The sequence below is a fragment of the Pantoea sp. X-Soil-ISGK-259 genome (genome assembly GCF_059730705.1).
Map to the genome: position 1 here is coordinate 2,416,952 of NZ_AP035986.1, position 23,001 is coordinate 2,439,952.

Here is a 23,001-nt window from a genome sequence, read left to right on the forward strand (position 1 = left end):
AGCCCTGCGCTTTGCGGGTTGAATCACAGACAACGGTCGCGCTAACGGGTTGAATAGACAGCCTTCAGCCCTGTAGCCAGCAACTGGTGCCAGCATTCGATGCTGGCATTTTTATATCTGCCGCGTCAGGATAGTGAAATAGTCCGATTCTGTGCGGGAGTTGCGATGTTTAAATGGCCCTGGAAAACGCATGACGACATGCTGGCTACATTACCGTGGCAGCAGGGTCTGGCACAGCCGGTATTCAGCCTGCTCAGCAATGACGAGCAACAGGCGTTGGTTGAGCTGGCAAAGCGCTTTCTGCAGCAGAAAAAACTGGTGCCTCTCGAGGGTGCACAGCTTGATGAACTGCGCAGCGTGCGCATCGCCCTGCTCTTTTCTCTGCCTGTCCTGAAGCTGGGTCTGGAGTGGCTGGACGGTTTTCACGATGTGCTGATCTATCCCGAGCCATTCGAGGTCGACGATCACTGGCAGGATGAGCATGGGCTGGTTCACAGTGCGCCTGCCGTTCACTCAGGACAGAGCTGGACACAGGGACCGGTAGTCCTCAACTGGCTGGATATTCAGGACTCCTTTGACCTCTCCGGCTTTAATCTGGTTATTCATGAGGTGGCACATAAGCTGGATGCGCGCGGCAGTGGTTACACCAGCGGTGTTCCGGTGATACCGCTGCGAGACGTGGCGCAGTGGGAAAAGGATTTGCGTGCCGCGATGGCAGAAATTGAGAGTGAGGTCGAGCTGGTGGGCGAACAGGCTGCCACTATTGATCCTTATGCCGCCAGCGATCCGGCTGAGTGCTTCGCTGTGCTCTCAGAATATTTCTTTACGGCCCCGGTTCTGCTGGCAGAACGCTTTCCCGCCATGTATCAGCATCTGCGACAGTTTTATCAGCAGGATCCGCTGACCCGGATCGCTACTGACACGGCGCAAACTGCTTAAATCCCGATCGCTTTGCGTTAAACCTAGCCAGTTGAATGATAATGTATTTTTTGCTGTTGACACCTTAGAGCGACGCCGTTAATATTCGCCTCGTTCAAACGATTCCTCTGTAGTTCAGTCGGTAGAACGGCGGACTGTTAATCCGTATGTCACTGGTTCGAGTCCAGTCAGAGGAGCCAGAATTAGAGAAAGCAGATATCTTCGGATATCTGCTTTTTTGCTTTATACCCGTTGGATATCCCTTCCTTCATATTTATCCCCTTTCAATTAAAAACACGTCATCCCACACCCTTTTTCAGATATGCATTTTGGCAATGGTTGTTCCATTTCATTATTGGCCAATAAGCGGTAGATGCCGTTATGGCACAAACTTGTCTCAAAGAAAAAACGCCGGGCTTTCTAGATCTGAGATTGATATTCGTGGCGTAAGAGACGTTCAGGATACGTCATTATTGTTTTGCCTGAGTGCATTTTTGCCAAATTGAACCTCTACTCATCAACGGACTCAGCCTCTCAATCCCCTTGCGTAAAAAAGCCCGCTCAGATTACGGGCCTTCAAACACACAAAACACAACAACCACTATTTTTCATGATAGCGATGCACAGCCGGATAATATTCCAGCCCATACAGCTGGCTCAGCGGCAGCAGCAACTCGACATTGATATCATGCCCATGCTGACTCACTCCGGGGCCACTCAGCAGCTGTTCAAACCAGGCTATCAGTTTCTGTTTCATCTCAGGTTCTCCGCATCGGTTGATGCCCTGAGTAAACCTGCTTGTGCGCGCAATCTGAAGCAAAAATTTCTGCGCTGCTTATGCCGGAGATGGCATAAGCAGCCTGCCCGGCTGATTAGTCAGCGCCAGAAACAGGTCTGTTACTGCGTAATCAGCGTCACCCAGTTCGCGCCTTTACCAGCAGGTGCTTCAGCGACCCGTTTCAATTCGCCGCTGGCAGGATCGATAGCGTAACTGCCAATCACGGCACTCTTCTCGCCGCTGACGATCAGCCATTTGCCCTTTGCATCGATAGCTATACTGCGCGGCTGTTTTTCAACCGGCCAGCTGCCGATTAGCGTTAACTCACCGGATTGTTTATCCACCCGGTAGCCGCTGACGTTGCTGGAGGTGCGCTCGGTCACGTAGATAAATTGCCCATCCAGCGTAATTTTGATGTCTGCCGCCCAGATGCGCAGTGTCGGATCGCTGTAACCCGCCGGGCGCTGCTCGCCATGCTGCAGGTTATATTTCTTCGCCACCGCATTTGGCCAGCGTTTCAGCTCTGTCAGTGAGCCATCCGCCGCGCGCCGGAATTGGGTGATGGTGCCGCTCATTTCCGTGAGGTTATAGAGAAAACGATTATCCGGCGAGATCACCGAATGCCGCGCACCGCTGTTCTTCTCTCCCTGAACAAAGCCGGTGCCCAGTGGTGTGATGGCCCCGTCACTGGCAAAGGTATATTGCAGCACCCGATCCGCGCCAAGATTGCCAACGTAGAGTGAATGGTTAGTGACGTCGGTAATTACGGAATGGGCATGGGGCCCGGTTTTCACTTCGCCCGTGACCTGCGCGGTCACAATCCCTTTGTCATCAATCCGGTTGCTGGTGACGATATCGCTGTCATAGGAGGCGGCCAGCAGATAGCGTCCGCTCTTATCAGTGGTAATCCACGGGAAGCTAGCTGCAACCGGCGTTACCGCCAGTTTCTGCAAATCACCCTGCGGCCCGGTAACGCGCCAGCTGATGATCGAATAAGGCGGACTGCGCAGCGCACCATAGAGATGTTTACCATCCGGGCTGGCCGCCAGCGGCATGATTTTTTTTCCGGCCGGCGTATCGCCCCACCATTTCAGGCTGCCGTTCGCCTCACTGAGCTGATAGCGGGAAACGGTGCCGGATTCAGCATTCGACACATAGACAAAGGTTGTCGCCCACAGCGGGCAGCTACACAGCAGCGGCAGAAGTGCCAGCGCCGTTTTGAGACGGATCATAGGGTCACCTTGATAAGTAGTCTCTGCGTCAGTGCGCAGCAGGCATTACGCTAACCCCGTCTGATGAGGCTGGCTTTGTGCAACTGTCTGAATTTAGGACCAGAAGTCTGGAGATGTGACGGAGATGTTATTTTTTGGGGCGGGAATGAGATTTAACGCCTCCCCCAGAATCAGGGAAGGCGTAAGCAGAACGCTAACCGGTTTTGGCGATCATCTTCCGGTAGCGATCGAGCCACTTACCGCTATTGAGCCGCCACCAGAAGAAGATGCCGCGCACCGTCCAGTCGAGGAACATCCCCAGCCAGACACCGGTGACGCCCATCCCAAGCACAATGCCGAGCAGATAACCGGCCACCACACGGGCGCACCACATGCTGAACATTGAGACATACATGGTGTAACGCGCATCACGCGCGCCCTTAAGTCCGGCGGGCAGCACCCAGGACGCGGCCCATAGAGGCATAAAGAGCGCGTTAAGCCAGAGCAGGTGCTTCGTTACGTTTATCACCTCCGGATCGCTGGTATAGAAGCGGGCCAGTAACCCGGCCAGCGGTACGGTCAACAGCGCTATCGCACTCAGACATGCCGTCGCCAGCCAGAAAACATGCCGCACCTGGCGTTCCGCCTGGAACACCTGATTCCGGCCTAATCGTGTGCCGGTAATAATGGTGGATGCAGAGCCCAGCGCATTGCCCGGCAGGTTGATCAGGGATGCAACAGAGAACGCGATGAAGTTACCGGCAATTTCACTGGTGCCCATCCCTGCCACAAAGACCTGGGTCAGGAGTTTGCCGCCGTTGAACAACACAGACTCGATACTGGCAGGCACACCTATGCCTAAAACTTCCATCAGGATGCTGCTGTTCCAGCGCCGGAAATAGCTCGATAGCGTGATTTTCAGCGAGGCGTTAAAGCCGATCATCAGCACGTAAATCACCGCGATCGCCCCGATATAGCGGGTGATGGTAAGTCCGAGTCCGGCCCCGACAAAGCCTAAACCGTCCCACGAGAAGCAGCCATAAATCAGCACGCTACTGATGATGATGTTCAGGATGTTCATGCCGCCGTTAATCAGCATCGGAATTTTGGTGTTGCCTGCACCGCGCAGCGCCCCGCTGCCGATCAGTGTGATGGCCGCAGCCGGATAGCTCCAGGCGGACGTCTGCAGATAGCTCAGCGCCAGTTCTTTCACTTTGGGATCGGCTGCACCGGCGATCGCATCGACAATCAAATGGCCCCAGAACTCAATGGCGATCACCAGCACAAAGGCAAGTATCGTCATCATAGCCAGCGACTGTCGCGTGGCGGCGCGGGCGCGCTTCCCGTTGCGTTTTGCCAGGCTGAACGCCACCACCACCGTGGTGCCGAGATCGATGGCGGCAAAGAATGAGATGATCACCATGTTGAAGCTGTCAGCCAGGCCCACGCCTGCCATCGCCTCTTTACCCAGCCAGCTGACCAGGAAGGTGCTCAGAACGCCCATCAACAACACACAGGCGTTCTCGAAGAAGATAGGCACTGCCAGTGGCGATATTTCACGCCAGTAGAGCGTGCGATAAGAGCGGCGTTTTGGATACCACGCCGTGCGCCTGATCGCCTGCATCACTGCTACGCCGGGATTTTGCAAAGGATTACCAAATCAGAAGTGACTGGATAGGAGATCTAATGATGATAGGGGGCTGAGAAATATGCAAAGTCTTTCCGGCGCAAATTAATCATGGTTACAAACTTTTTAATCCCGTTACGGCAGATTCTGCCTCACCGCCCTGTCCGCTGTAGCAATTCTGATTATTTACCTGACGTTATGATCGATTACCGCCGGCTTGCATAAGGCTGCTTTACGGCGCATTCGTCATCCGTAACGCAGTTAATGACGGCTAATCATCCTGTCTGATAGTAAAGATTTACTTAACGGACCTCAGTGCGACTGACTCATCCTTAAAACCGTACTGCTCAGATTTCCCGCTTCGTTAGCGCGAAAAATCAGCAATCACAGATTCTTCACCAATCTCTGCAGCAAACCCGCTAAGCTTGGGGCAAATTGCGGAAAAAAATGGAAGGAGAAACCATGCCGACACTACGGAAAAACCTGACCAGCCAGCAGGCGCTGGATGAACTTGAACGCCTCTACGACAGTGCCGTTGATGCGCTGCGTGCGGCGATTAAAGTCTTCACCGAAAACGGCACGCTGCCGGATGAGGCCGATCGGGCAGCGGGACTGTTTGTCTACCCCGAGCTGCGCATCACCTGGCACGGCGAAGGCCCGCAGCAGAACCGCACACGTGCCTGGGGACGTTTTACCCACACCGGCAGTTACAGCACCACCGTCACCCGTCCGGCGTTGCTGCGTCACTATATTGCGGAACAGCTGGCAATGCTGGAGAAGGAGTATCAGCTGGAGATTGACGTGGTGCCGTCCAGCCAGGAGATCCCCTATCCTTACGTGATCGACGGCTCCGATCTGTCACTGGATCGCACCATGAGTGCCGGTATTGCACGCCACTTCCCGACCACCGAGCTGTCACAGATTGGCGATGAGACCACCGACGGTCTGTTCCACGCTGACGCCAAATTCCCGCTGTCGCATTTTGACGCACTGCGCACCGACTTCTCGCTGGCCCGCCTGCGTCATTACACCGGCACCAGCGTGGAGCACTTCCAGCCGTTTGTGCTGTTCACTAACTACACCCGTTATGTTGACGAGTTTGTGCGCTGGGCGATTGAGCAGGTACGTGATCCCAATACCCCTTACGACAGCCTGGCCTGTGCCGGCGATGTAGTGCTGACCTCGGACACCGCCGACAGTGAGCCGATGCTTTCTGATCTGGCGTGGAAGAAGCACCAGATGCCAGCCTGGCATCTGACTTCGCCGAATCGCCGTGGTATTACGTTGATCAATATCGGCGTCGGCCCGTCGAATGCTAAAACCATCTGCGATCATCTCGCGGTAATGCGCCCTCACGCCTGGCTGATGATTGGTCACTGTGGCGGTCTGCGTGAGAGCCAGCGAATTGGCGATTACGTGCTGGCCCACGCCTATCTGCGTGACGATCACGTGCTCGACAGCGTGCTTCCGCCAGACATCCCGGTGCCTAGCATTGCCGAAGTGCAGCGCGCGCTCTACGACGCCACAAAAGCTGTGAGTAATATGCCTGGCGAAGAGGTGAAGCAGCGTCTGCGTACTGGCACCGTGGTGACCACTGACGATCGCAACTGGGAGTTACGTTACTCCGCGTCGGCTCTGCGCTTTAACCTGAGCCGCGCCGTCGCAGTCGATATGGAGAGCGCCACTATTGCCGCGCAGGGTTATCGCTTCCGTGTGCCGTATGGCACGCTGCTGTGCGTTTCGGATAAGCCGCTGCACGGCGAGATTAAGCTGCCTGGTCAGGCGAACCGCTTCTACGAAGGGGCGATTTCGGAGCATCTGCAGATTGGCATTCATGCGGTTGAGTTGCTGCGCGCCGAGGGTGATAAGTTGCATTCGCGTAAGTTGCGGACGTTTAATGAGCCGCCTTTCAGGTAAGTTTTTCGCCGCTGGCGAGGGGGGAGTGTTCGCTGCGCGAACGGGCGGGCTGCGGAGCTGGGGCTGGTGTTAGTTCGCTGCGCGAACGGGCTATGAGAGGGTTTCGTTCGCCTGGCGGGCTGCGTACGCTAAAGCCAGGGTGTTCGCTGCGCGAACGGGCTATGAGAAGGTTTCGTTCGCCTGGCGAGCTGGCCAGTTTCAGTTACGCCTCTGCAGGCGACCAACAAGGGGGCGCCAGTCGCCGCGCCCCCTTGACCCCGGGCTCCGGCCTGCTTCACCGCCGCTTCGCGGTCCCTTCGCTTCTTCCGGATTTCTTACGGACCGGCGGGACGCGCCCTCCCTGGCGCGAACCCGCCTCTTCGCGGCATCCCTGCCGCTCGTCCTGAAATCCCTCATCCGCTCAGCGGCTCTGACGGCCTCCCTTCCCCGCTTTTATCTCTTCTTTTTGTGTTGGGTACGTCGTCGCTGTAAGTCCGGAGGATTATCTGTGTCTCTCTGCCGGGCAGGAAGAATGGCCTTCTACCCTCGCTGATATCGCTTATTTTTGTGTTGGGTATGTCACCGGTGCAAGTCTGAAGGATTGCCTGCGGTTTTGGCCTGCCAGGAAGAATGCACTTCCACCCTATCTACTTTTATCTCTTCTTTTTGTGTTGGGTAAGTAATTGCTGCGAGTCTGAAGGATTGCCTGCGGTTTTAAGCCTGACAGGAAGAATGGCTCTTCACCCTATCAAATGTTGCCTCTTCTTTTTAATGCTGGTGCATTGCCGCTGATGGTTTTCAAAATTAGCTTTGGCTTTCAAACCACCAGACAACGCTATGTCCGATAAAAACCAGGATATTAAAGGCGGGGGTTTACCTGAGGCATCCGAAGCGCTGAGGAACAACCGGAGGCAAGGATGAGCCGACAGGACGTCGGCGAAAGGACGGAACGCGCCAGGGATGGCGCGTCCGGACGGTCCGCAGGCCGCAGGGCGTGACGAAGGCACCCCGCAACGCGGGGCGCGCAGGCTGCCGGACGCCGGGATTGTTAAGGGGCGGGCGTACGCCCCTTAACGCGTCCGCCTGCACGGGCAACCTGAAACTCCCCACCGCCTGGCGGGCGTAACCTGCTCAGTGGGCAGGCACCGCGCAACGTAACATTGTCATAGCAGGCCCGCTGCAAAGCGAAACCAGCCAGCCCCTTCCCCCCACTTTCAGCGGCCTTAATCCCCGAACCGGGCAAAAATCCCACCAGCAGGGGTTTACCAGAGGCATCCGAAGCGCTGAGGAACAACCGGAGGCAAGGATGAGCCGACAGGACGTCGGCGAAAGGACGGAACGCGCCAGGGAAGGCGCGTCCGGACGGTCCGCGGGCCGCAGGGCGTGACGAAGGCACCCCGCAACGCGGGGCGCGCAGGCTGCCGGACGCCGGGATTGTTAAGGGGCGGGCGTTCGCCCCTTGACGCGTCCGCCTGCACGGACAACCTGAACTCCCCACCGCCTGGCGGGCGTAACCTTCTCAGCGTAACCCGCTCAGCGCCAGCCCGCCGCAAGGCGTAACATCCCTGCCGCCAGGCAACAGCTAAGCACTCAGCCATCCCAGCTTAATCACAAACAGAATCGACAGAATCACCAGCGCCGCATTTATCTCTTTCACACGACCGCTCAGCAACTTCACCAGCGTCCAGGTAATGAAACCAAACGCAATGCCGTTAGCAATAGAATAAGTCAGCGGCATGGTCAACGCAGTCACGGTGACTGGCGCAGCGGTAGTAATATCTTTCCAGTCAATATCAGCCAGACCGGATGTCATCAGCACAGCCACAAACAGCAGCGCAGGTGCGGTGGCATAGACCGGCACGCTGGATGCCAGCGGCGAGAAGAACAGCGCCAGCAGGAACAGCACACCTACTACGATCGCCGTCAGGCCGGTACGGCCTCCTGCACTCACACCCGCCGCCGATTCCACATAACTGGTGGTGGTCGAGGTGCCGAGCAGCGAACCAAACAGTGCAGCGGCACTGTCGGCAATCAGCGCACGGCCCATCTTCGGCACGTTACCCTGCTCATCAGCCAGACCGGCACGTTTGGTCACGCCCAGCAGTGTGCCGGTGTTATCAAACACATCGACAAACAGGAAGGCAAAAATCACGCTGACCAAGCCAACGTTAAATGCCCCGGCAATATCAAGCTGCAAAAAGGTCGGTGCAATCGATGGCGGAGCTGAGAAAACGCCCGCGAACGGCGACAGGCCAATGCCCATGGAGATAAAGGTCACCAGCAGAATGCCGATCAGCACCGCACCGGTTACGCGGCGTGCTTCCAGCACCACGATCACCACAAAGCCCAGCATTGCCAGCAGCGGGCCGGGTTTAGTCAGATCGCCAATACCCACCAGCGTCGCCGGGTTATCAACCACGATGCCTGCCCCTTCCAGCGCAATAATTGCCAGAAACAGCCCGATACCAGCGCCAATCCCGGCACGCAGCGGCAGCGGGATACTGGCAATAATCCACTCACGAATCTTAAACAGTGACATCGCAAAGAAAATCACTGCTGAGAGAAACACCGCACCCAGCGCAATCTGCCACGTGTAGCCCATATGCAGCACCACGGTATAGGTGAAGAAAGCGTTCAGTCCCATACCCGGCGCCAGCGCAATCGGATAGTTGGCAATCAGCCCCATCAGCACACAACCAATCGCCGCCGCCAGACAGGTCGCGACAAATACCGCGCCCTTGTCCATGCCGGTTGCGCCCAGAATGCTCGGGTTCACAAACAGAATATAAGCCATCGCCAGGAAGGTGGTGATCCCGGCGATAATCTCGGTACGAACCGTCGTGTTATGCGCTTTGAGTTTGAATAGTTTTTCTAACATCATCATCTCTCGATACAGGAGACAGGAGTCTCACTTGCCAAAGGGGTTTGCATGCTGATTTATTCTGTTTCCGGGACATTGTCCTGGCCGCTGCATACTTGCTTGCCAGAACCGCCTGAAATCCCTGTGTAACCTGTTGGCCTAAGCAATTGCCATGCCACCTGCCGACGCAATCGATTACCTGGCAGAGCCGGCCACGCCTAAGAAGATTCCGAATCAAAACAGGGCGCGATTATGGTGCAATGCACCGATTCCGCGCAATCGTTTTCCTGCGGCAAATGCGTCACCCTGAAAAACTCTGCGCCAGCGCACGCTTCCGCACTCTCACAGGCGAAGCTGGTCACGTTTCAGCACGCTGCCTCAGCAACCATTTCTGGCCTGTGTAGACTCCAGAATTAACTCCTTCGTAACATTGAGGCCGCGCCATGAAGCCAGCGATTTTGGTGGTGGATGATGATCCTGCTGTCTGCGACGTCCTGCAGGATGCGTTAAGTGAACATCTGTTAACTGTCTACAGCTGTCATCAGGGACGCGAGGCGCTCTCCATGCTCAGCGAACACCCGGAAATTTCGCTGGTGATGCTGGATATGATGTTGCCCGATACCAACGGATTGCTGGTGTTGCAGCAGCTCCAGCGTCAGCGGCCGGACGTGCTGGTGATTATGCTGACGGGCATGGGTTCGGAAGCGGAGATGGTCGTGGGTCTGGAGATGGGCGCAGATGACTATATTGCCAAACCTTTTAATCCACGCGTGGTAGTGGCGCGCGCCCGTGCAGCACTGCGTCGCAGCGGACGCATTGCGCAGGCTCACCCCGAACAGGCGGGCTGGCGTTTTGGCGGCTGGCAACTGGACGATGGCCGCTGCCAGCTGTTTAATCCGCAGCATGAACTGGTGCCGCTGACCCAGGGAGAATACAGCCTGCTGCACGCGCTGGTGCGCCATGCCCGCAAAGTACTGACCCGTGATCAGTTGCTGGAGCTGACCCACAGCGAAAGCCTGGACGTATTTGACCGTACCATCGATGTGCTGATCATGCGACTGCGCCGCAAAATCGAAACTAACCCGCATCAGCCCGACCTGATTCGCACCATTCGCGGGCTGGGCTATGTCTTTTCCGCTGACGTGATGAAACCCGAAGCCGCGCTACGCGCCAGCCAGATCGCCTGAATCACTTTACCCGGCCTGCGTTCCGCTGGCCGGTACTCATCCCTCATAACTTCCGCCATAGGCGCGCGGCACCAGATCGACCTGCGCCTCTCCGCTCTGAATGACGGTGAGAATCGTTTCAGCCACGCGCTGCGGCGTATGCGCAATTGCGGCGCTCTGCTGTGCCTGCGCAATCGCAACGTCCTGCCCCGATTTCACCGACTGGTAAAATTCCGAGACGGTCATGAATGGATAAACAGCAGATACCGTTATCCCGGCGTCCGCCAGTTCCAGCCGTGCCACGCCGGAGAGCATATTCAGTCCCGCTTTGGAACTGGTATAGGCCGCCGATCCCGGCCAGGTTGCCAGGGTTGCACCGGAACTGACGTTGATAATGCACCCCTCGCCCTGCGCCCGCATCTGCGGGATCACCGCCTGCATCATCATCAGCGGCGCGATCAGATTCAGGTCGAGCAGCGCTCTGAACTCGCTTGCAGCAATCTCCTCAACCGCCGCGAACAACCCCTGCCCGGCATTGTTGATTAACACATCAATCCGGCCAAAGCGTGCTATCCCCTGCCTGACAGCATCTGCAATCTGCTCTGGCTGCGTCACATCGCAGGCCACAGCCAGTGCTTTGCCTGATTCTCCCACGAGGGCAACCAGGCGGTCTTTGCGTCGTGCCAGTAAAATAACCTGCGCACCCGCCTCCAGCGCCGCACGCGCGGTGGCTTCTCCGATGCCCGACGATGCACCGGTAATCATAATCACGGCGTTCTCAATTCTCATGTCATCCCCTCCAGTAAAATGGTCAGAGAGCGAGAATAATCCTCAGCCGATTGTGCGGCGGCTGTAATCCTGCCTAAAATTTGCCTGTTACTGCTTTTCTCACTCTGCACACGGCAACCGCCGGAGAGGTGTCCCATAAACAGGCTTGATGCGATAAGAGATGAAATGCTGGCATGCACGGCTGATGAACTCACGGCGACGGCGATTCCGCGCGTGGATCTTTACCGCGTCAGTCAGCCGATGCCCCTGCCGCCGGAAATCTATTCGCCTTTCGTCAGCCTGATACTGCAGGGAGAAAAAAGGCTGCAGATGGGCGAACGCTCTCTCCGCTATTCCGCCGGAGAGATGTTCACGGCGTCGTTCGACCTGCCCGCCACAGGCGAAATTACAGAGGCCAGTGAAATCTCACCTTATCTGGCGGTGCGCCTGACACTGGATTTCACTGCTATCAGCGAACTATTGCATCAGATGCCCATGACCGATGCGCCCAAAACAAAGAATGGCATGTCAGTCAATCGGGTGGATGAGGCGCTGGTGGATGCCTGGCTGCGGATGGTGCGCCTGATAGCAAAGCCTGGCGAGATTAGGGTGATGGCGCCGTTAGTAGAGCGCGAGATTCTTTATCGGCTGTTGCTGAGCACACAGGGCGGTTTACTGCGTCAGGCAGCAGAGGTGAACGGGTATTTCGCGAAGATCAGAAAGGCGCTGGTCTGGTTGCGTACACACTATGCCGCCGCGCTTCGTATTGAGGATATGGCGGCGATTGCGGGCATGAGTCTTTCAGCTTTTCATCGTGGTTTCCGGGCCAGCACCGGACTTTCCCCGCTGCAGTATCAAAAACATCTCCGGCTTTACGAGGCGCGCAAGACGCTTATGTTACGCCCCGGTAATGTCGCCGCTGTTGCGGCAGATGTGGGCTACGAAAGTCTGACGCAGTTTACCCGTGAATATGCACGCCTGTTCGGTGAGCCCCCCGCCCGCAGTATCAGAAAACTCAGGCTGAATAACGCTGAACACCTCGCGAAATCATTGAGGTGAACACAGCGCACGCTCAGCGCGGCCTGCCGCCGTGAGGCCGGCAATGTTGCACTGAGATTTTGCACTGAGATTGATTGAAAAGATTCAGGGAATGAACGCAATAAATGCGGCTCAGAGAAAGGCATGCGCATAGTCATTACACAGCAGCCAGCGCGGCGCTTCATCCTCATCCAGCGGGTTGAAACGGGCCAGCGGTGTCAGAAACACATTGTCGTTCTCGTCATCATTGGGCATCGACACTTCGCCCACCAGCACGTCACCAAAGCCGCTTTCGCCCCAGAAGCTGTGCCAGATCCCCGCCTCCAAAGTCACACTTTCACCCGGTGAAAGCCGCAGCTGTGTTCCGGCCGCATGGGTCTGTCGCATGCCATCCAGCGACACCACCACCGGCGAGTCGGCCAGCCCGTCTCCGTCGCGGTTATGCAGTTCAACAATCAGGTTGCCACCACCGCGATTGATGATGTCCTCCATCTTGCGCGGATGGTAGTGCATAGGTGTCAGTTGCCCTTCACGTACATGCATAATTTTTTCAGCGTAGGGTTTATGCCAGGGCTGTCCGCCAGGGGAGCCATTACGCAGAGTAAACAGCGTCAATCCGGTCTGAAAAAAATCAGCCGCACCAAAACTGGTGAGATCCCAGCCCAGCCGCAGCGCCAGAATCTCCTGTATCACTTCACGATCCTGCGCGCGCCACTGACGGATGCTGTAATCGGCCCAGGACGGAAGATGCACATCCTGCTGCCGGAAAAATTCGCGGGTATGTTGCAGGTAGTCGTTAACCTCTGAACGTTGCATATTGGCCTCCTGAATGCGGCACCCGAAGGTGCCGCTCTAACGCTTATTTCACCGTCCAGCCCTGATAGCTGCCGATATTATTACGATCAATCAGCTTCACCGGGATCAGCACAGGTTTATCCGGAGCCGGTTTGCCCTGCAGAATGTCATAGCCAATCTCAACCGCTTTGGCAGCCATCACCTGCGGGTCCTGAGCTGGCGTGGCGACAAACAGTGAGTTTTTACGCTTCAATGCCTCTTCCCCGTCCGGCGATCCATCGACGCCCACGATAAAGAACTCGCTGCGCTGCGCCTGTTTCGCCGCTAAATCCGCACCGATAGCCGTCGGATCATTGATGGCAAATACCGCATCAATTTTTGGATTAGCCGAGAGCAGACCGGTCATCACTTCCAGTCCGCCTTCACGACTGCCTTTGGCGTTCTGGTTGGAGGAGAGCAGCTTGATGTCCGGATGGGTTTTCAGCTCGTTCATGCAGCCTTCAACACGGTTCTGCACGGCAGAGACAGGCGGTCCGTTGATGATCACCACATTGCCTTTGTTCTTCAGACGGTCAGAGATATATTTACAGGCCATTGCGCCTGCCTGGGTGTTATCGGAGGTGATGGTCGCATTCGCGCCATCGGCTGCCACGTCAACCGCGACCACTACGATACCGGCGTCACGCGCCCGTTTAACGGCTGGGGCGATCCCTTTTGAGTCGGCGGCGTTGAGGATAATCATGTCGACTTTTGCTGCAATAAAGTTATCAATCTGGCCGACCTGCTGACCAAGATCGTAACCGCTGGAGACCAGCGTGACGTTAACTTTATCGCCCGCCAGCTGACGCGCCTTCATCTCTGCGCCTTTAGTGATCTGCACGAAGAAGGGGTTAGCCAGATCGCCGACCGTTACGCCGATAGATTTGAGTTCTTTTGCCTGAGCCAGGCCGGTGCTGAACAGCGTTGCCGCCAGCAGCCCGGTTACAATCGGATTAAAACGCATAGACCTTCTCCTGCTGTTTTCAAGGTGCCAACCACTTAATGGCGTTTTTTAGGTGGCGGAGGCCAGATAACGCATCCGCCCTTTTAAGCCTCAACTCACATGATGACGAGTACGGTATTTGTCGATCAGGACGGCGATGATGATCACTGCGCCTTTGATCACCAGCTGCCAGAAATAGGAGACACCCATCAGCGTCATGCCGTTATTCAGCGTGGCGATAATCAGTGCGCCAATCAGTGTGCCGGTGATGGTGCCGATACCACCGACAAAGCTGGTGCCGCCGAGAATCACCGCGGCAATCGCATCCAGCTCATAACCGACGCCCAGGTTGCCGTTGGCGCTGTAGAGCCGCGAGGCACTCATCAGCCCGGCCAGCCCCGACAGCAGGCCACTCATGCCGTAGACAAACAGCAGCACGACGCCAACCTTGATGCCCGTCAGGCGTGCAGCCTGGATATTGCCACCGACGGCGTAGATATGGACGCCCAGTGTGGTGCGACGCAGGATGAACCAGCAGATGGCAATCACCGCAAAGGCAATCACAATCAGCCACGGCACCGGCCCGAGATAGCCGTTGCCAATCCATTCAAAGTTAATATCGGAGTTGATCACCGTGGTGCCGTTCGCCAGCAGATACGCCGCTCCGCGCAATGCGGTGTAGGTACCCAGCGTGACAATAAAGGGGGGCAATCCGGCCCAGGCGACCAGGATGCCGTTGAACAGCCCCATCACCAGACCCGCGCCCAGCGCCATCGGAATGGTCAGGGAGGCGAGCATCGGGTCCAGCGACGCCACCAGCGCCACCACCGCCGTGGTGCCCAGCATCGACCCCACCGACAGATCGATACCGCCGGTGAGGATGACGAAAGTCATGCCCGCCGCCAGCACAATGTTGATCGACGCCTGACGGGTAATGTTGAGCAGGTTGGCTTCAGTAAAAAAGTTTGGCGTGACGAAACCAAATACCGCCACGATCAGGATCAGAATCGGCAGGATACCCACCGTTTGCAGCAGATCGCCCATCAGGGCGCGTTTCAGCGTCGGCGCTTTGGTGCGGGCCAGTTGTGTCATGGTGGTCTCCTTAGATTTCGCCTGTTGACGCGCTGTGCGCACCGGTTGCCAGCGTCATAATATTTTCCTGACTGATGTGGCTGCCCTCCAGCTCACCGACGATGGTGCCTTCGTGCATCACGTAAACGCGGTCACTCATCCCGACCACTTCCGGCAGTTCGCTGGAGATCATTAAAATCGCCACGCCCTGCCGCGCCATCTCCTGCATCATGCGGTAGATCTCGCTTTTAGCGCCGACATCGACGCCGCGCGTCGGCTCATCCAGAATCAGGATGCGCGGGCCAATCGCCACCCAGCGCGAGATCAGCAGCTTTTGCTGGTTCCCGCCGGACAGACCGCCCGCCCGGACCTGAGCATGCGGAACACGAATATTGAGTGAGGCGATCGCCTCATTGGCGATGGTCTGCCCTTTGCGTCGGTTGAGCATCCCGTAACTGGCGTCACGTTCCAGCGTCGCCATCACAATATTCTCCTGCGCGGCCATCTCCAGAAACAGTCCCTGCTCTTTGCGGTTCTCGGTGAGGAAGCCGATGCCACGGGCAATCGCATCACGCGGCGAATGAATGGTGACCATCTCACCGTCGATCCAGATCTCGCCCTCTTTCGGCTTATGTACGCCGAAGATCAGCTGCGCCAGCTCGCTGCGACCGGCGCCTACCAGCCCGGCCAGTCCGACAATTTCTCCGGCCCGCACTGCCAGACTACTGGGATGCACTTTGCCGCCGTCGGTAAGGTGATTCACCGCCAGCCGGATGTCGCCTAAAGGGATCGCGCGGTCTTTGTTAAACAGGTCGCTGAGCGGGCGTCCGACCATCATCCGCACCAGTTCACTGGCGTTAAGCTGGTCACGGGTCAGGCTGCCCACATATTGCCCATCACGCAGCACGCTGACGCGGTCAGACAGCTCATACACTTCCGCCATACGATGGCTGATGTAGATAATCGCCATGCCTTCGCTGCGCAGCCGTTTGATTAATGCAAACAGCTGTTCGGTTTCGCGGTTAGAGAGCGCGGCGGTCGGCTCATCCATTACCAGAATGCGGCTGTTGCGCTGCAGCGCACGGGCGATCTCCACCTGCTGCTGCTCGGCGATGCTCAGACGACTGACTAAATCCCAGGCGCTGAACTGTGCGCCGAGCCGATCAATGACCCGCTGCGCCTCTTCAGCCATCTGTCGCCGCTTCACCAGCCCGCCAGGCGCAATTTCGCTACCCAGAAAAATGTTCTCTGCCACCGTCAGGTTGGGTGCCAGATTGATCTCCTGATAAATCAGGGTAATCCCGGCAGCCAGCGCCTCTTTCGGCCCTTTCAGTGCCCAGGGCTTATTTTCAATTAAAATTTCCCCGCTGCTGGCGGTATAGGCACCGGCCAGAATCTTCATCAGTGTGCTTTTACCCGCGCCGTTCTCACCCATCAGTGCGTGAACCTCACCGGGCCAGACCGTGAGATCGACACCCTTCAGGGCATAAAAATTGCCGAAGCGTCGGGTAATTCCCCGCATTTCCAGTATTGGTGTGGCTGTCATCGCCTCGCTCCTGCGGACTGTGGATAGCCGCCAGTAAAACAACGCCAGATAAACGGAAAATGTCAGCGGCCGTTCATATTTGTCATAAACGCCTGACATCACGCTCCTATACTCGGCGCATCGTTGCAGTGATTAAGAGGTCGTGGGATGCAGCGCAGTTATCCGTGGCAGGCCGGGGCGCGTGGACGCCTGTTGATGTTCAATCTGCTGGTGGTGTCAGTCACGCTGATGGTAAGCGTGGTGGCGATCATCGGCTTTCGTCATGCCGGGGCAATTCAGGAGCAGGCGCAGGCGCAGACGCTGGCAGATATGAATGGCAGCCTGGCGCTGGCGCGCGATACCGCCAATGTGGCGACGGCGGCCGTGCGGCTGTCGCAGGTGGTCGGGGCACTGGAGTATCAAAGCGAATCGCAGCGCCTGCAGCAGAATCAGCAGGCGTTGCAGCAGTCGCTGAGCCTGCTGGCCAGCGCACCGCTGGCGGCCCGTCAGCCGGAGCGCATCGCCCGGATCCGCGCCCGCAGCCTGATGCTGGAGCAGACGATTAATAGCCTGCTGCTGAATGGCCATCAGCGGCATCTGCAGCGCAATAACATGCTGAGTGATCTGTGGCAGACCCAGATTCTGCTCAGCCATATCAACCAGCTGGTGCAGCGGGAACAGCTCATACTGCCGGATGCCGCACTGCGCGAACAAACCGAACGGCTGATCACTATCGCCATCCGCACGCCCTCGCCCATCGCCATCATTGAGCAGCTCCAGCAGGTGATGACGCAGTGGCGCACTGTGCCGCTGACGGGCGTCACGGGCAAGAACGTGCAGCGACTGCTGGCCACTCAGCAGCGCCTGCTGCCGCTGGCGGAGGCGCTGGAACAGAGCGACCTGGCGATCGCCTATGCCACCTACCGGATTAAAGCACTGGTGGCGATGCTGAATGACGATATCAATGCGTCAGTGCAGCAGGTTGCGCTGCAAAGTGAGGCGCGTACCCAGGCCACTCACCACGAACTTGATTCGATCATCGGCTTTATCGCGCTGTTTGTGCTGCTGGCGCTGGCGATTACCGGCTATGCCGGAATCTACATCTACCGCAATCTCGGATCGAGCCTGACAGCGATTGCCGGCGCGATGACGCGTCTGGCGCAGGGCGAACAGAACGTCAGCGTGCCGGGGCTGCAACGGCGTGACGAACTGGGGGAACTGGCGCGGGCCTTTAACGTCTTTGCCCGAAATACCGCCTCGCTGGCCCACACCTCACGGCTGCTGAAAGAGAAGAGTAACCAGCTGGAGTCCACCTTCCTGGCGATGCGCGACGGCTTTGCTCTGTTTGATCACAATGGTCAGCTGGTGGTGTGGAATGCGCAGTATGCGGAACTGCTCGGCCTTGCGCCGCGTGAGGTCCATCGCGGCGTCCACTATCAGCAGCTGCTGGCCCCGCTGGCGGTGGATCTGCACGATCCCGGTGAGCAGCAGGAGATCCGGCTGGCCGATGGCCGTACGCTGGAGCTGCGTTTCAGTCCGATTCCGCGGCGCGGCATGGTCAATACCGTGCTGGACCGCACCTCACGTAAAACCCTGGAAGAAGCGCTCCAGCACAGCCAGAAGATGAAGGCGGTCGGTCAGCTGACCGGCGGGCTGGCGCACGACTTTAACAATCTGCTGGCGGTGATTATCGGCAGTCTGGCGCTGACCGAAGGCCAGCTGATGCCCGGCCCCCTCGCCACCCGCATTGAGCGGGCGCGACAGGCGGCAGATCGCGCCGCCCAGCTGACGCAGCGCCTGCTGGCCTTCTCGCGCAAACAGGCGCTCTATCCGCGCGCAGTGTCGGTGGTGACGCTGGTGGATAACCTGCAGGGCTTGCTTCAGCACTCGCTGCTGCCGGGACAGCAGCTGATTATTGATGCCCAGCGCCCCGGCTGGCCCGCCTGGATCGATGCCAGCCAGCTGGAAAATGCGCTGATGAATCTGGTAGTGAATGCGCGCGATGCCATGCACCAGCAAAACGGCGAAATCCGGCTGCGCATCTGGAATCAGCGTCGTCTGGAAGGGGGAGAAAAACGTGACCGCGTCACAATTGAGGTGATCGACCACGGCTGCGGCATGTCCGCCGACGTGCGCGAACAGGTTTTCGAGCCTTTCTTTACCACCAAAGCGACCGGCAGTGGCAGCGGGCTTGGACTGTCCATGGTTTACGGCTTTGTGCGGCAGTCAGGCGGACAGATAGAACTGGAAACTGCGCCGGGCCAGGGCACCACGGTGCGTCTCTTGTTGCCGCGCGCAGCGGAAGCCGCCGTTATCGCCCCGCCACCGCCTGTGCCCGGTGAGGCTGACCTTGCAGCAGATGTTGAAGCGGCCAGTAACCGGCTGGTGCTGGTGCTGGATGATGAACCGGCGGTACGGCAGACACTGTGCGAGCATCTGCATCAGCTGGGTTATCTGACGCTGGAATGTGGCGACGGTGAAGAGGCGCTGGCGCTGCTGCGCCAGACACCGGATATCGACCTGCTGATCAGCGACCTGATGCTACCCGGCGAGATTAACGGCGCAGAGGTGATCCGGCAGGCCCATCAGAACTGGCCACAGCTGGCGACATTGCTTATCAGCGGTCAGGATCTGCGCCACCAGCCGGTCACGCTGCCGCTGTGTGAACGGCTGGCGAAACCCTGGCAGCAGGCACAACTGGTGCAGGCGCTACAGCGCGCCTGGCAGCGCAGTGAACGGCTTAACCGCGCGCAGCAGGCTGCCACAACGGCACCGGTTTCCCACTGATGTATCGCTTACGCAGGCGGCTGGAGATCACATCCATGACCATCACCACCACCACCAGGATCAGCGTCAGAAACATCACCACATCCCAGTTCCACAGGCGCATGTTCTCGGCGTAGACCAGACCGACACCACCCGCGCCGACAAAGCCCAGCACCGCTGCCGAGCGGGTATTGGACTCAATCTGGTAAAGGCTCAGCGCCAGAAACTGCGGGAATGACTGGGTAAAGATGCCAAAGCGGTGTTTCTGCAGACTGTTGGCGCCCACGGCACTCAGTCCGCGACCTGGCGATCGCTCCACCGCTTCGTGCCCTTCGGCGTAGAGTTTGCCGAGCAGACCGACATCCTGCAGGATAATCGCCAGCACCCCGGCCAGCGGCCCCATGCCGACCGCACGCACGAATATCAGCCCCCAGATCGCCATGTCGATGCCGCGTAACACATCGAACACACGGCGCATCAGAAACGCCAGCGGTTTTGCCGCGCCATCGTGCATGACGTTGCGTGCCGCCAGAAACGAGAGCGGCAGCGCCAGCAGCGAGGCGGTCAGCGTCCCGGCGAACACAATGCCCAGGGTAATCCCGACCTGCGAAAAATAGTAGCCAAACGGCCAGTTCATGAAGTCATGCCAGACAAACATTCGCAGGAAATAGCGTCCAAGTTGCTGGCAGCCCATCAGCAGGCGCGACCATTCCAGGCCAAATACGGAAAAGAAAAAGAGATAGTAGAGCAGCACCGCCAGCGCCATCAGCCCTATGCGGCGCAGATAGCGCGGCTGCGCGGCAAAGAGTTCACGATGCTGCTGCTTCATTAGCGTGACATCAGGTACGTGGCTCATCATGTCCGATCTCCTGTCACACGGCGACGAAGCTGGCCAGATAGCGTATCCAGCAGCGATACCACAATCAGAATCAGCAGCAGCGTGATACTGACCTGATCGTAGCGGTCCAGTTTGATATTGGTCATCAGCTCCTGGCCGATACCGCCTGCGCCAACCAGCCCGAGGATGGTTGAAGAGCGGAAGTTAATTTCCAGTCGCATAAAGCTGTAAGAGAGAAAGACCGGTTTCACCTGGGGCCAGAAGGCGAAGCGCATCCGCTGCAGCTTGCTGGCGCCACAGGCGGCCAGGCCGCGCACCGGCTTGTCGGATGCCGACTCAATCGCCTCATAAAACAGCTTGGTCAGGCTGCCCACGGTGTGCAGCGCCAGCGCCAGAAAGCCGGGGATCGCCCCGATGCCAAAGGCCATCACAAACATCACCGCCCACGCCAGTTCCGGCATGGTGCGCAGAAAGGCGACAAAGGCACGAATGGTCATCCGCACGCTGACCGGCGTCTGGGTGTTGTCGGCGGCGAAAAAGGCCAGCACCGCGGCCACGGCCACCGCGACCAGCGTCGAAGCCAGCGCCAGCTGCAGCGTTTCCCAAATCAGTGGCAGCTGAATCGGCAGACGGTAGCCCCAGTAGGCCAGCGAACCTTCGGTTTTGCCATCGGCAAACAGCAGCGGCAGATGCAGCACCGGCAGGATTTCATGCAGATAGTCAAAAAAGTGCGGCAGCGACTGCCAGACGGTGAGCAGATTAAATTCTGCCACCCTGCCCGCCGCCAGATAGAGTGCCACCAGCAGCAGTGACCAGAGCAGCGTGTCACGTTTCTGCTGGCGTCGGATGCGTTGGTAGTAGTGTTCGAATTCGGTCAAAGGAGGATCTCCGGCGCTAAAGCAGCGGGACGCAGGCGGGGTTGCCGCGTCCCGCTCTCCCCGCCTCGACGGGGAAAGTCAGGGCACCGTCGGCCTTAGCCGCGGCTGCCTTTCATCAGGTCACGTTTCATATCGATGATGTTTTTATAGTCAGCGACCGTCGCCTCACCGATATGCTGTTCACCACCCACGGCTTTTACGAAGCAGGCGTGATCGTCCTTATCCAGTTTTTTAATCGCCGACACCACTTTCGCTTTGAAGTCAGCGGGCAGCTTGTTGCTGACCAGCACCGGGCCGTTAGGGATCAGCGGCGACTGCCAGATGATGCGGATCTGCTTCATCAGGTCCGGATGGTCCATGCGGATCAATCGGCCAAAGGCGCCAGAGGTGTAACCGCTGTTGTAGTCACCGACCAGGGACGTCCAGGTGACTGCGCCATCAAACTGGTTATTCAGCACGCCCAGGATGTCCTGCTCATGACCGCCAGAGAAAGTGACGCTGGAGAAGAAGTTGTTATATTTGTCATCCACCGTGCCGCCGAACATCTTCTTAAACGCCTGGTTTGGCATCAGGAAGCCGGACGTCGAATCGGGATCGGCCATACCGAATGATTTGCCTTTCAGGTCTTCCAGCTTTTTATACGGGCTGTCCGCTTTAACGATGACGACAGAGTGGTAGCCACGTGACTGATCTTTGTCATCGACGACAATACCCACCACATCCACCGCTTTCGGGTCCTGAATGTAGACCGACGCAAACGAAGCCGGTGACATGCTCAGCACCATATCGATCTTGCCGCCCAGCAGGCCCTGAATCACGCCGGAATAGTCAGAGGCGTTGCGCATCTGGGTATCCACACCCAGCTCTTTATCCAAGAAGGTTTTTACACACTGATTATCGCCAATCTGCTGGGTGGCGTTCTGCCCGCCCATAATCCCCAGATTAAGCTGTTTCGGCGCATCCGCTGCGCTGACACCAAACGCCATGACACTGGTCAGAAGTGCTAAAGAAGTCAGTTTCATTCGGAATTATTCTCTTGCTGTGGACGTTAATGGATTTGGTTAAGTTCATCGCCGTACAGCTGGTGCAACAGGCTGTCGGTGAGTCGGGAAGGATGGCCATCAAACAGCACGACACCGCGCTGAATGCCAATAACCCGGGTGCAGTAGCTTTTGACCAGCTCAATCGAGTGCAGGTTGACCATCACGCTGATGCCCTGCTCGCTGACCTGGCGCAGCACATCCATAATGCGTTTGGTATTTTTAGGGTCGAGTGAGGCCACCGGCTCATCAGCCAGCAGGATTTTGGGGTTCTGCATCAGGGCGCGGCAGATCGCCACGCGCTGCATCTGTCCGCCTGAGAGATTTTCGGCCCGCTGCAGCGCCTGCGGCAGCATGTTCATCCACTGCAGCAGTTCGATGGCGTGCGCGCGGTCCTGGTCAGAAAAGATTTTGAAGAAGGATTTCAGCGTGCTGGTCTGGCTCAGGCGGCCCAGCAGCACGTTGGTCAGCACGTCGAGGCGCGGCACCAGACAGAAATCCTGAAAGATCATGCCGCACTGACTGCGCCATTCGCGCAGCTGGCGGCTGTTAAGCGTGACCACGTTACGATCTGCTTCGCCCTGATGCAGACTGATAATCGCACCGGACGTCGCGTTAATTGTGCCGTTGAGCATGTGCAGCAGTGTCGATTTACCCGCACCAGAGCGGCCAATCACCGCCACCAGCTCACCGGCGTGCAGGTCGAAACTGACCTGATCCAGCACCTGCGTGTCGCCATAGGCTTTACTCAGTTTCTGCACCGACAACACTTTTTGTCCGCTGAGGCTGGCCGGTGGCAGATCGTTGTCGACCACCGTTTTCAGAAGTGCCTGTGCCATGGTGT

Annotated in this window: 18 protein-coding genes and 1 tRNA gene; 6 read left to right on the forward strand and 13 right to left on the reverse strand. The window is 57.7% G+C overall.

Annotated features, from left to right (window positions below; all coding sequences use genetic code 11):
- The first annotated feature begins 165 nt into the window (after positions 1–165).
- A complete protein-coding gene (mtfA, locus tag AC6I77_RS11555) occupies positions 166–939 on the forward strand; it encodes a DgsA anti-repressor MtfA (RefSeq protein WP_008926889.1) in 774 nt (257 codons plus the stop codon).
- Positions 940–1,042: 103 nt separating this feature from the next.
- Positions 1,043–1,118, forward strand: a tRNA-Asn gene (locus AC6I77_RS11560).
- Positions 1,119–1,519: 401 nt separating this feature from the next.
- Here the strand turns inward: AC6I77_RS11560 and AC6I77_RS11565 are convergent.
- The 3 genes from AC6I77_RS11565 to AC6I77_RS11575 all read right to left on the reverse strand — a co-directional run bounded on the left by AC6I77_RS11565 (position 1,520) and on the right by AC6I77_RS11575 (position 4,531).
- Entirely contained in the window at positions 1,520–1,675 is a 156-nt protein-coding gene (locus AC6I77_RS11565) for a hypothetical protein (RefSeq protein ID WP_003854427.1), read from the reverse strand.
- A gap of 140 nt (positions 1,676–1,815) precedes the next feature.
- Positions 1,816–2,928 carry a lactonase family protein gene (locus AC6I77_RS11570; protein ID WP_497816944.1) on the reverse strand — a complete coding sequence of 371 codons (1,113 nt, stop codon included), beginning with the start codon at positions 2,926–2,928 and terminating at the stop codon, positions 1,816–1,818.
- A 193-nt stretch (positions 2,929–3,121) separates the two neighbouring features.
- Entirely contained in the window at positions 3,122–4,531 is a 1,410-nt protein-coding gene (locus AC6I77_RS11575) for an EmmdR/YeeO family multidrug/toxin efflux MATE transporter (protein ID WP_003854424.1), read from the reverse strand.
- 465 nt (positions 4,532–4,996) lie between these two features.
- On the opposite strand from AC6I77_RS11575, the gene AC6I77_RS11580 reads away from it, so the two are divergent.
- Complete coding sequence (locus AC6I77_RS11580; RefSeq protein ID WP_497816945.1) at positions 4,997–6,451, forward strand: AMP nucleosidase; 1,455 nt, start codon at positions 4,997–4,999, stop codon at positions 6,449–6,451.
- A gap of 1,561 nt (positions 6,452–8,012) precedes the next feature.
- Here the strand turns inward: AC6I77_RS11580 and AC6I77_RS11585 are convergent.
- Positions 8,013–9,311 (reverse strand): NCS2 family permease, encoded by a 1,299-nt coding sequence (locus AC6I77_RS11585; RefSeq protein ID WP_008926891.1) that lies wholly within the window; start codon positions 9,309–9,311, stop codon positions 8,013–8,015.
- A 422-nt stretch (positions 9,312–9,733) separates the two neighbouring features.
- Here AC6I77_RS11585 and AC6I77_RS11590 point away from each other — a divergent pair, with 422 nt between their 5' ends.
- Complete coding sequence (locus AC6I77_RS11590; protein ID WP_003852465.1) at positions 9,734–10,477, forward strand: response regulator; 744 nt, start codon at positions 9,734–9,736, stop codon at positions 10,475–10,477.
- A gap of 36 nt (positions 10,478–10,513) precedes the next feature.
- Here AC6I77_RS11590 and AC6I77_RS11595 read toward each other — a convergent pair whose 3' ends face one another.
- Positions 10,514–11,245 carry an SDR family oxidoreductase gene (locus AC6I77_RS11595; RefSeq protein WP_008926892.1) on the reverse strand — a complete coding sequence of 244 codons (732 nt, stop codon included), beginning with the start codon at positions 11,243–11,245 and terminating at the stop codon, positions 10,514–10,516.
- 165 nt (positions 11,246–11,410) lie between these two features.
- Between AC6I77_RS11595 and AC6I77_RS11600 the strand changes: the two genes are divergently transcribed.
- Positions 11,411–12,283 carry an AraC family transcriptional regulator gene (locus AC6I77_RS11600; RefSeq protein WP_497816946.1) on the forward strand — a complete coding sequence of 291 codons (873 nt, stop codon included), beginning with the start codon at positions 11,411–11,413 and terminating at the stop codon, positions 12,281–12,283.
- A 111-nt stretch (positions 12,284–12,394) separates the two neighbouring features.
- Here AC6I77_RS11600 and AC6I77_RS11605 read toward each other — a convergent pair whose 3' ends face one another.
- The 4 genes from AC6I77_RS11605 to AC6I77_RS11620 form a co-directional block, all read right to left on the reverse strand.
- A complete protein-coding gene (locus tag AC6I77_RS11605) occupies positions 12,395–13,078 on the reverse strand; it encodes a D-lyxose/D-mannose isomerase (RefSeq protein ID WP_078805181.1) in 684 nt (227 codons plus the stop codon).
- A 43-nt stretch (positions 13,079–13,121) separates the two neighbouring features.
- Positions 13,122–14,060, reverse strand: a complete 939-nt coding sequence (locus AC6I77_RS11610) for an ABC transporter substrate-binding protein (RefSeq protein WP_008926894.1) — start codon at positions 14,058–14,060, stop codon at positions 13,122–13,124.
- A gap of 90 nt (positions 14,061–14,150) precedes the next feature.
- Positions 14,151–15,131: an ABC transporter permease subunit gene (locus AC6I77_RS11615; protein WP_008926895.1), complete on the reverse strand. Its 981-nt coding sequence runs from the start codon at positions 15,129–15,131 to the stop codon at positions 14,151–14,153.
- 10 nt (positions 15,132–15,141) lie between these two features.
- Positions 15,142–16,656 (reverse strand): sugar ABC transporter ATP-binding protein, encoded by a 1,515-nt coding sequence (locus tag AC6I77_RS11620; protein ID WP_497816947.1) that lies wholly within the window; start codon positions 16,654–16,656, stop codon positions 15,142–15,144.
- Positions 16,657–16,803: 147 nt separating this feature from the next.
- On the opposite strand from AC6I77_RS11620, the gene AC6I77_RS11625 reads away from it, so the two are divergent.
- Positions 16,804–19,422, forward strand: coding sequence for an ATP-binding protein (locus AC6I77_RS11625; RefSeq protein WP_497816948.1), 2,619 nt, complete (start codon positions 16,804–16,806; stop codon positions 19,420–19,422).
- Here the strand turns inward: AC6I77_RS11625 and phnE (AC6I77_RS11630) are convergent.
- From phnE (AC6I77_RS11630) to phnC, 4 genes are all read right to left on the reverse strand, one after another.
- Positions 19,376–20,260 carry a phosphonate ABC transporter, permease protein PhnE gene (gene phnE / locus AC6I77_RS11630; RefSeq protein WP_140033290.1) on the reverse strand — a complete coding sequence of 295 codons (885 nt, stop codon included), beginning with the start codon at positions 20,258–20,260 and terminating at the stop codon, positions 19,376–19,378. The genes AC6I77_RS11625 and phnE (AC6I77_RS11630) overlap by 47 nt on opposite strands.
- On the reverse strand, positions 20,257–21,117 hold the full coding sequence (gene phnE, locus AC6I77_RS11635) for a phosphonate ABC transporter, permease protein PhnE (RefSeq protein WP_003852456.1): 861 nt from the start codon (positions 21,115–21,117) through the stop codon (positions 20,257–20,259). The genes phnE (AC6I77_RS11630) and phnE (AC6I77_RS11635) overlap by 4 nt, the downstream gene beginning before the upstream one ends.
- 95 nt (positions 21,118–21,212) lie before the next feature.
- Entirely contained in the window at positions 21,213–22,139 is a 927-nt protein-coding gene (gene phnD / locus AC6I77_RS11640; protein ID WP_008926899.1) for a phosphonate ABC transporter substrate-binding protein, read from the reverse strand.
- 26 nt (positions 22,140–22,165) lie between these two features.
- On the reverse strand, positions 22,166–22,996 hold the full coding sequence (gene phnC / locus AC6I77_RS11645; protein WP_003852452.1) for a phosphonate ABC transporter ATP-binding protein: 831 nt from the start codon (positions 22,994–22,996) through the stop codon (positions 22,166–22,168).
- Positions 22,997–23,001 lie beyond the last annotated feature (5 nt).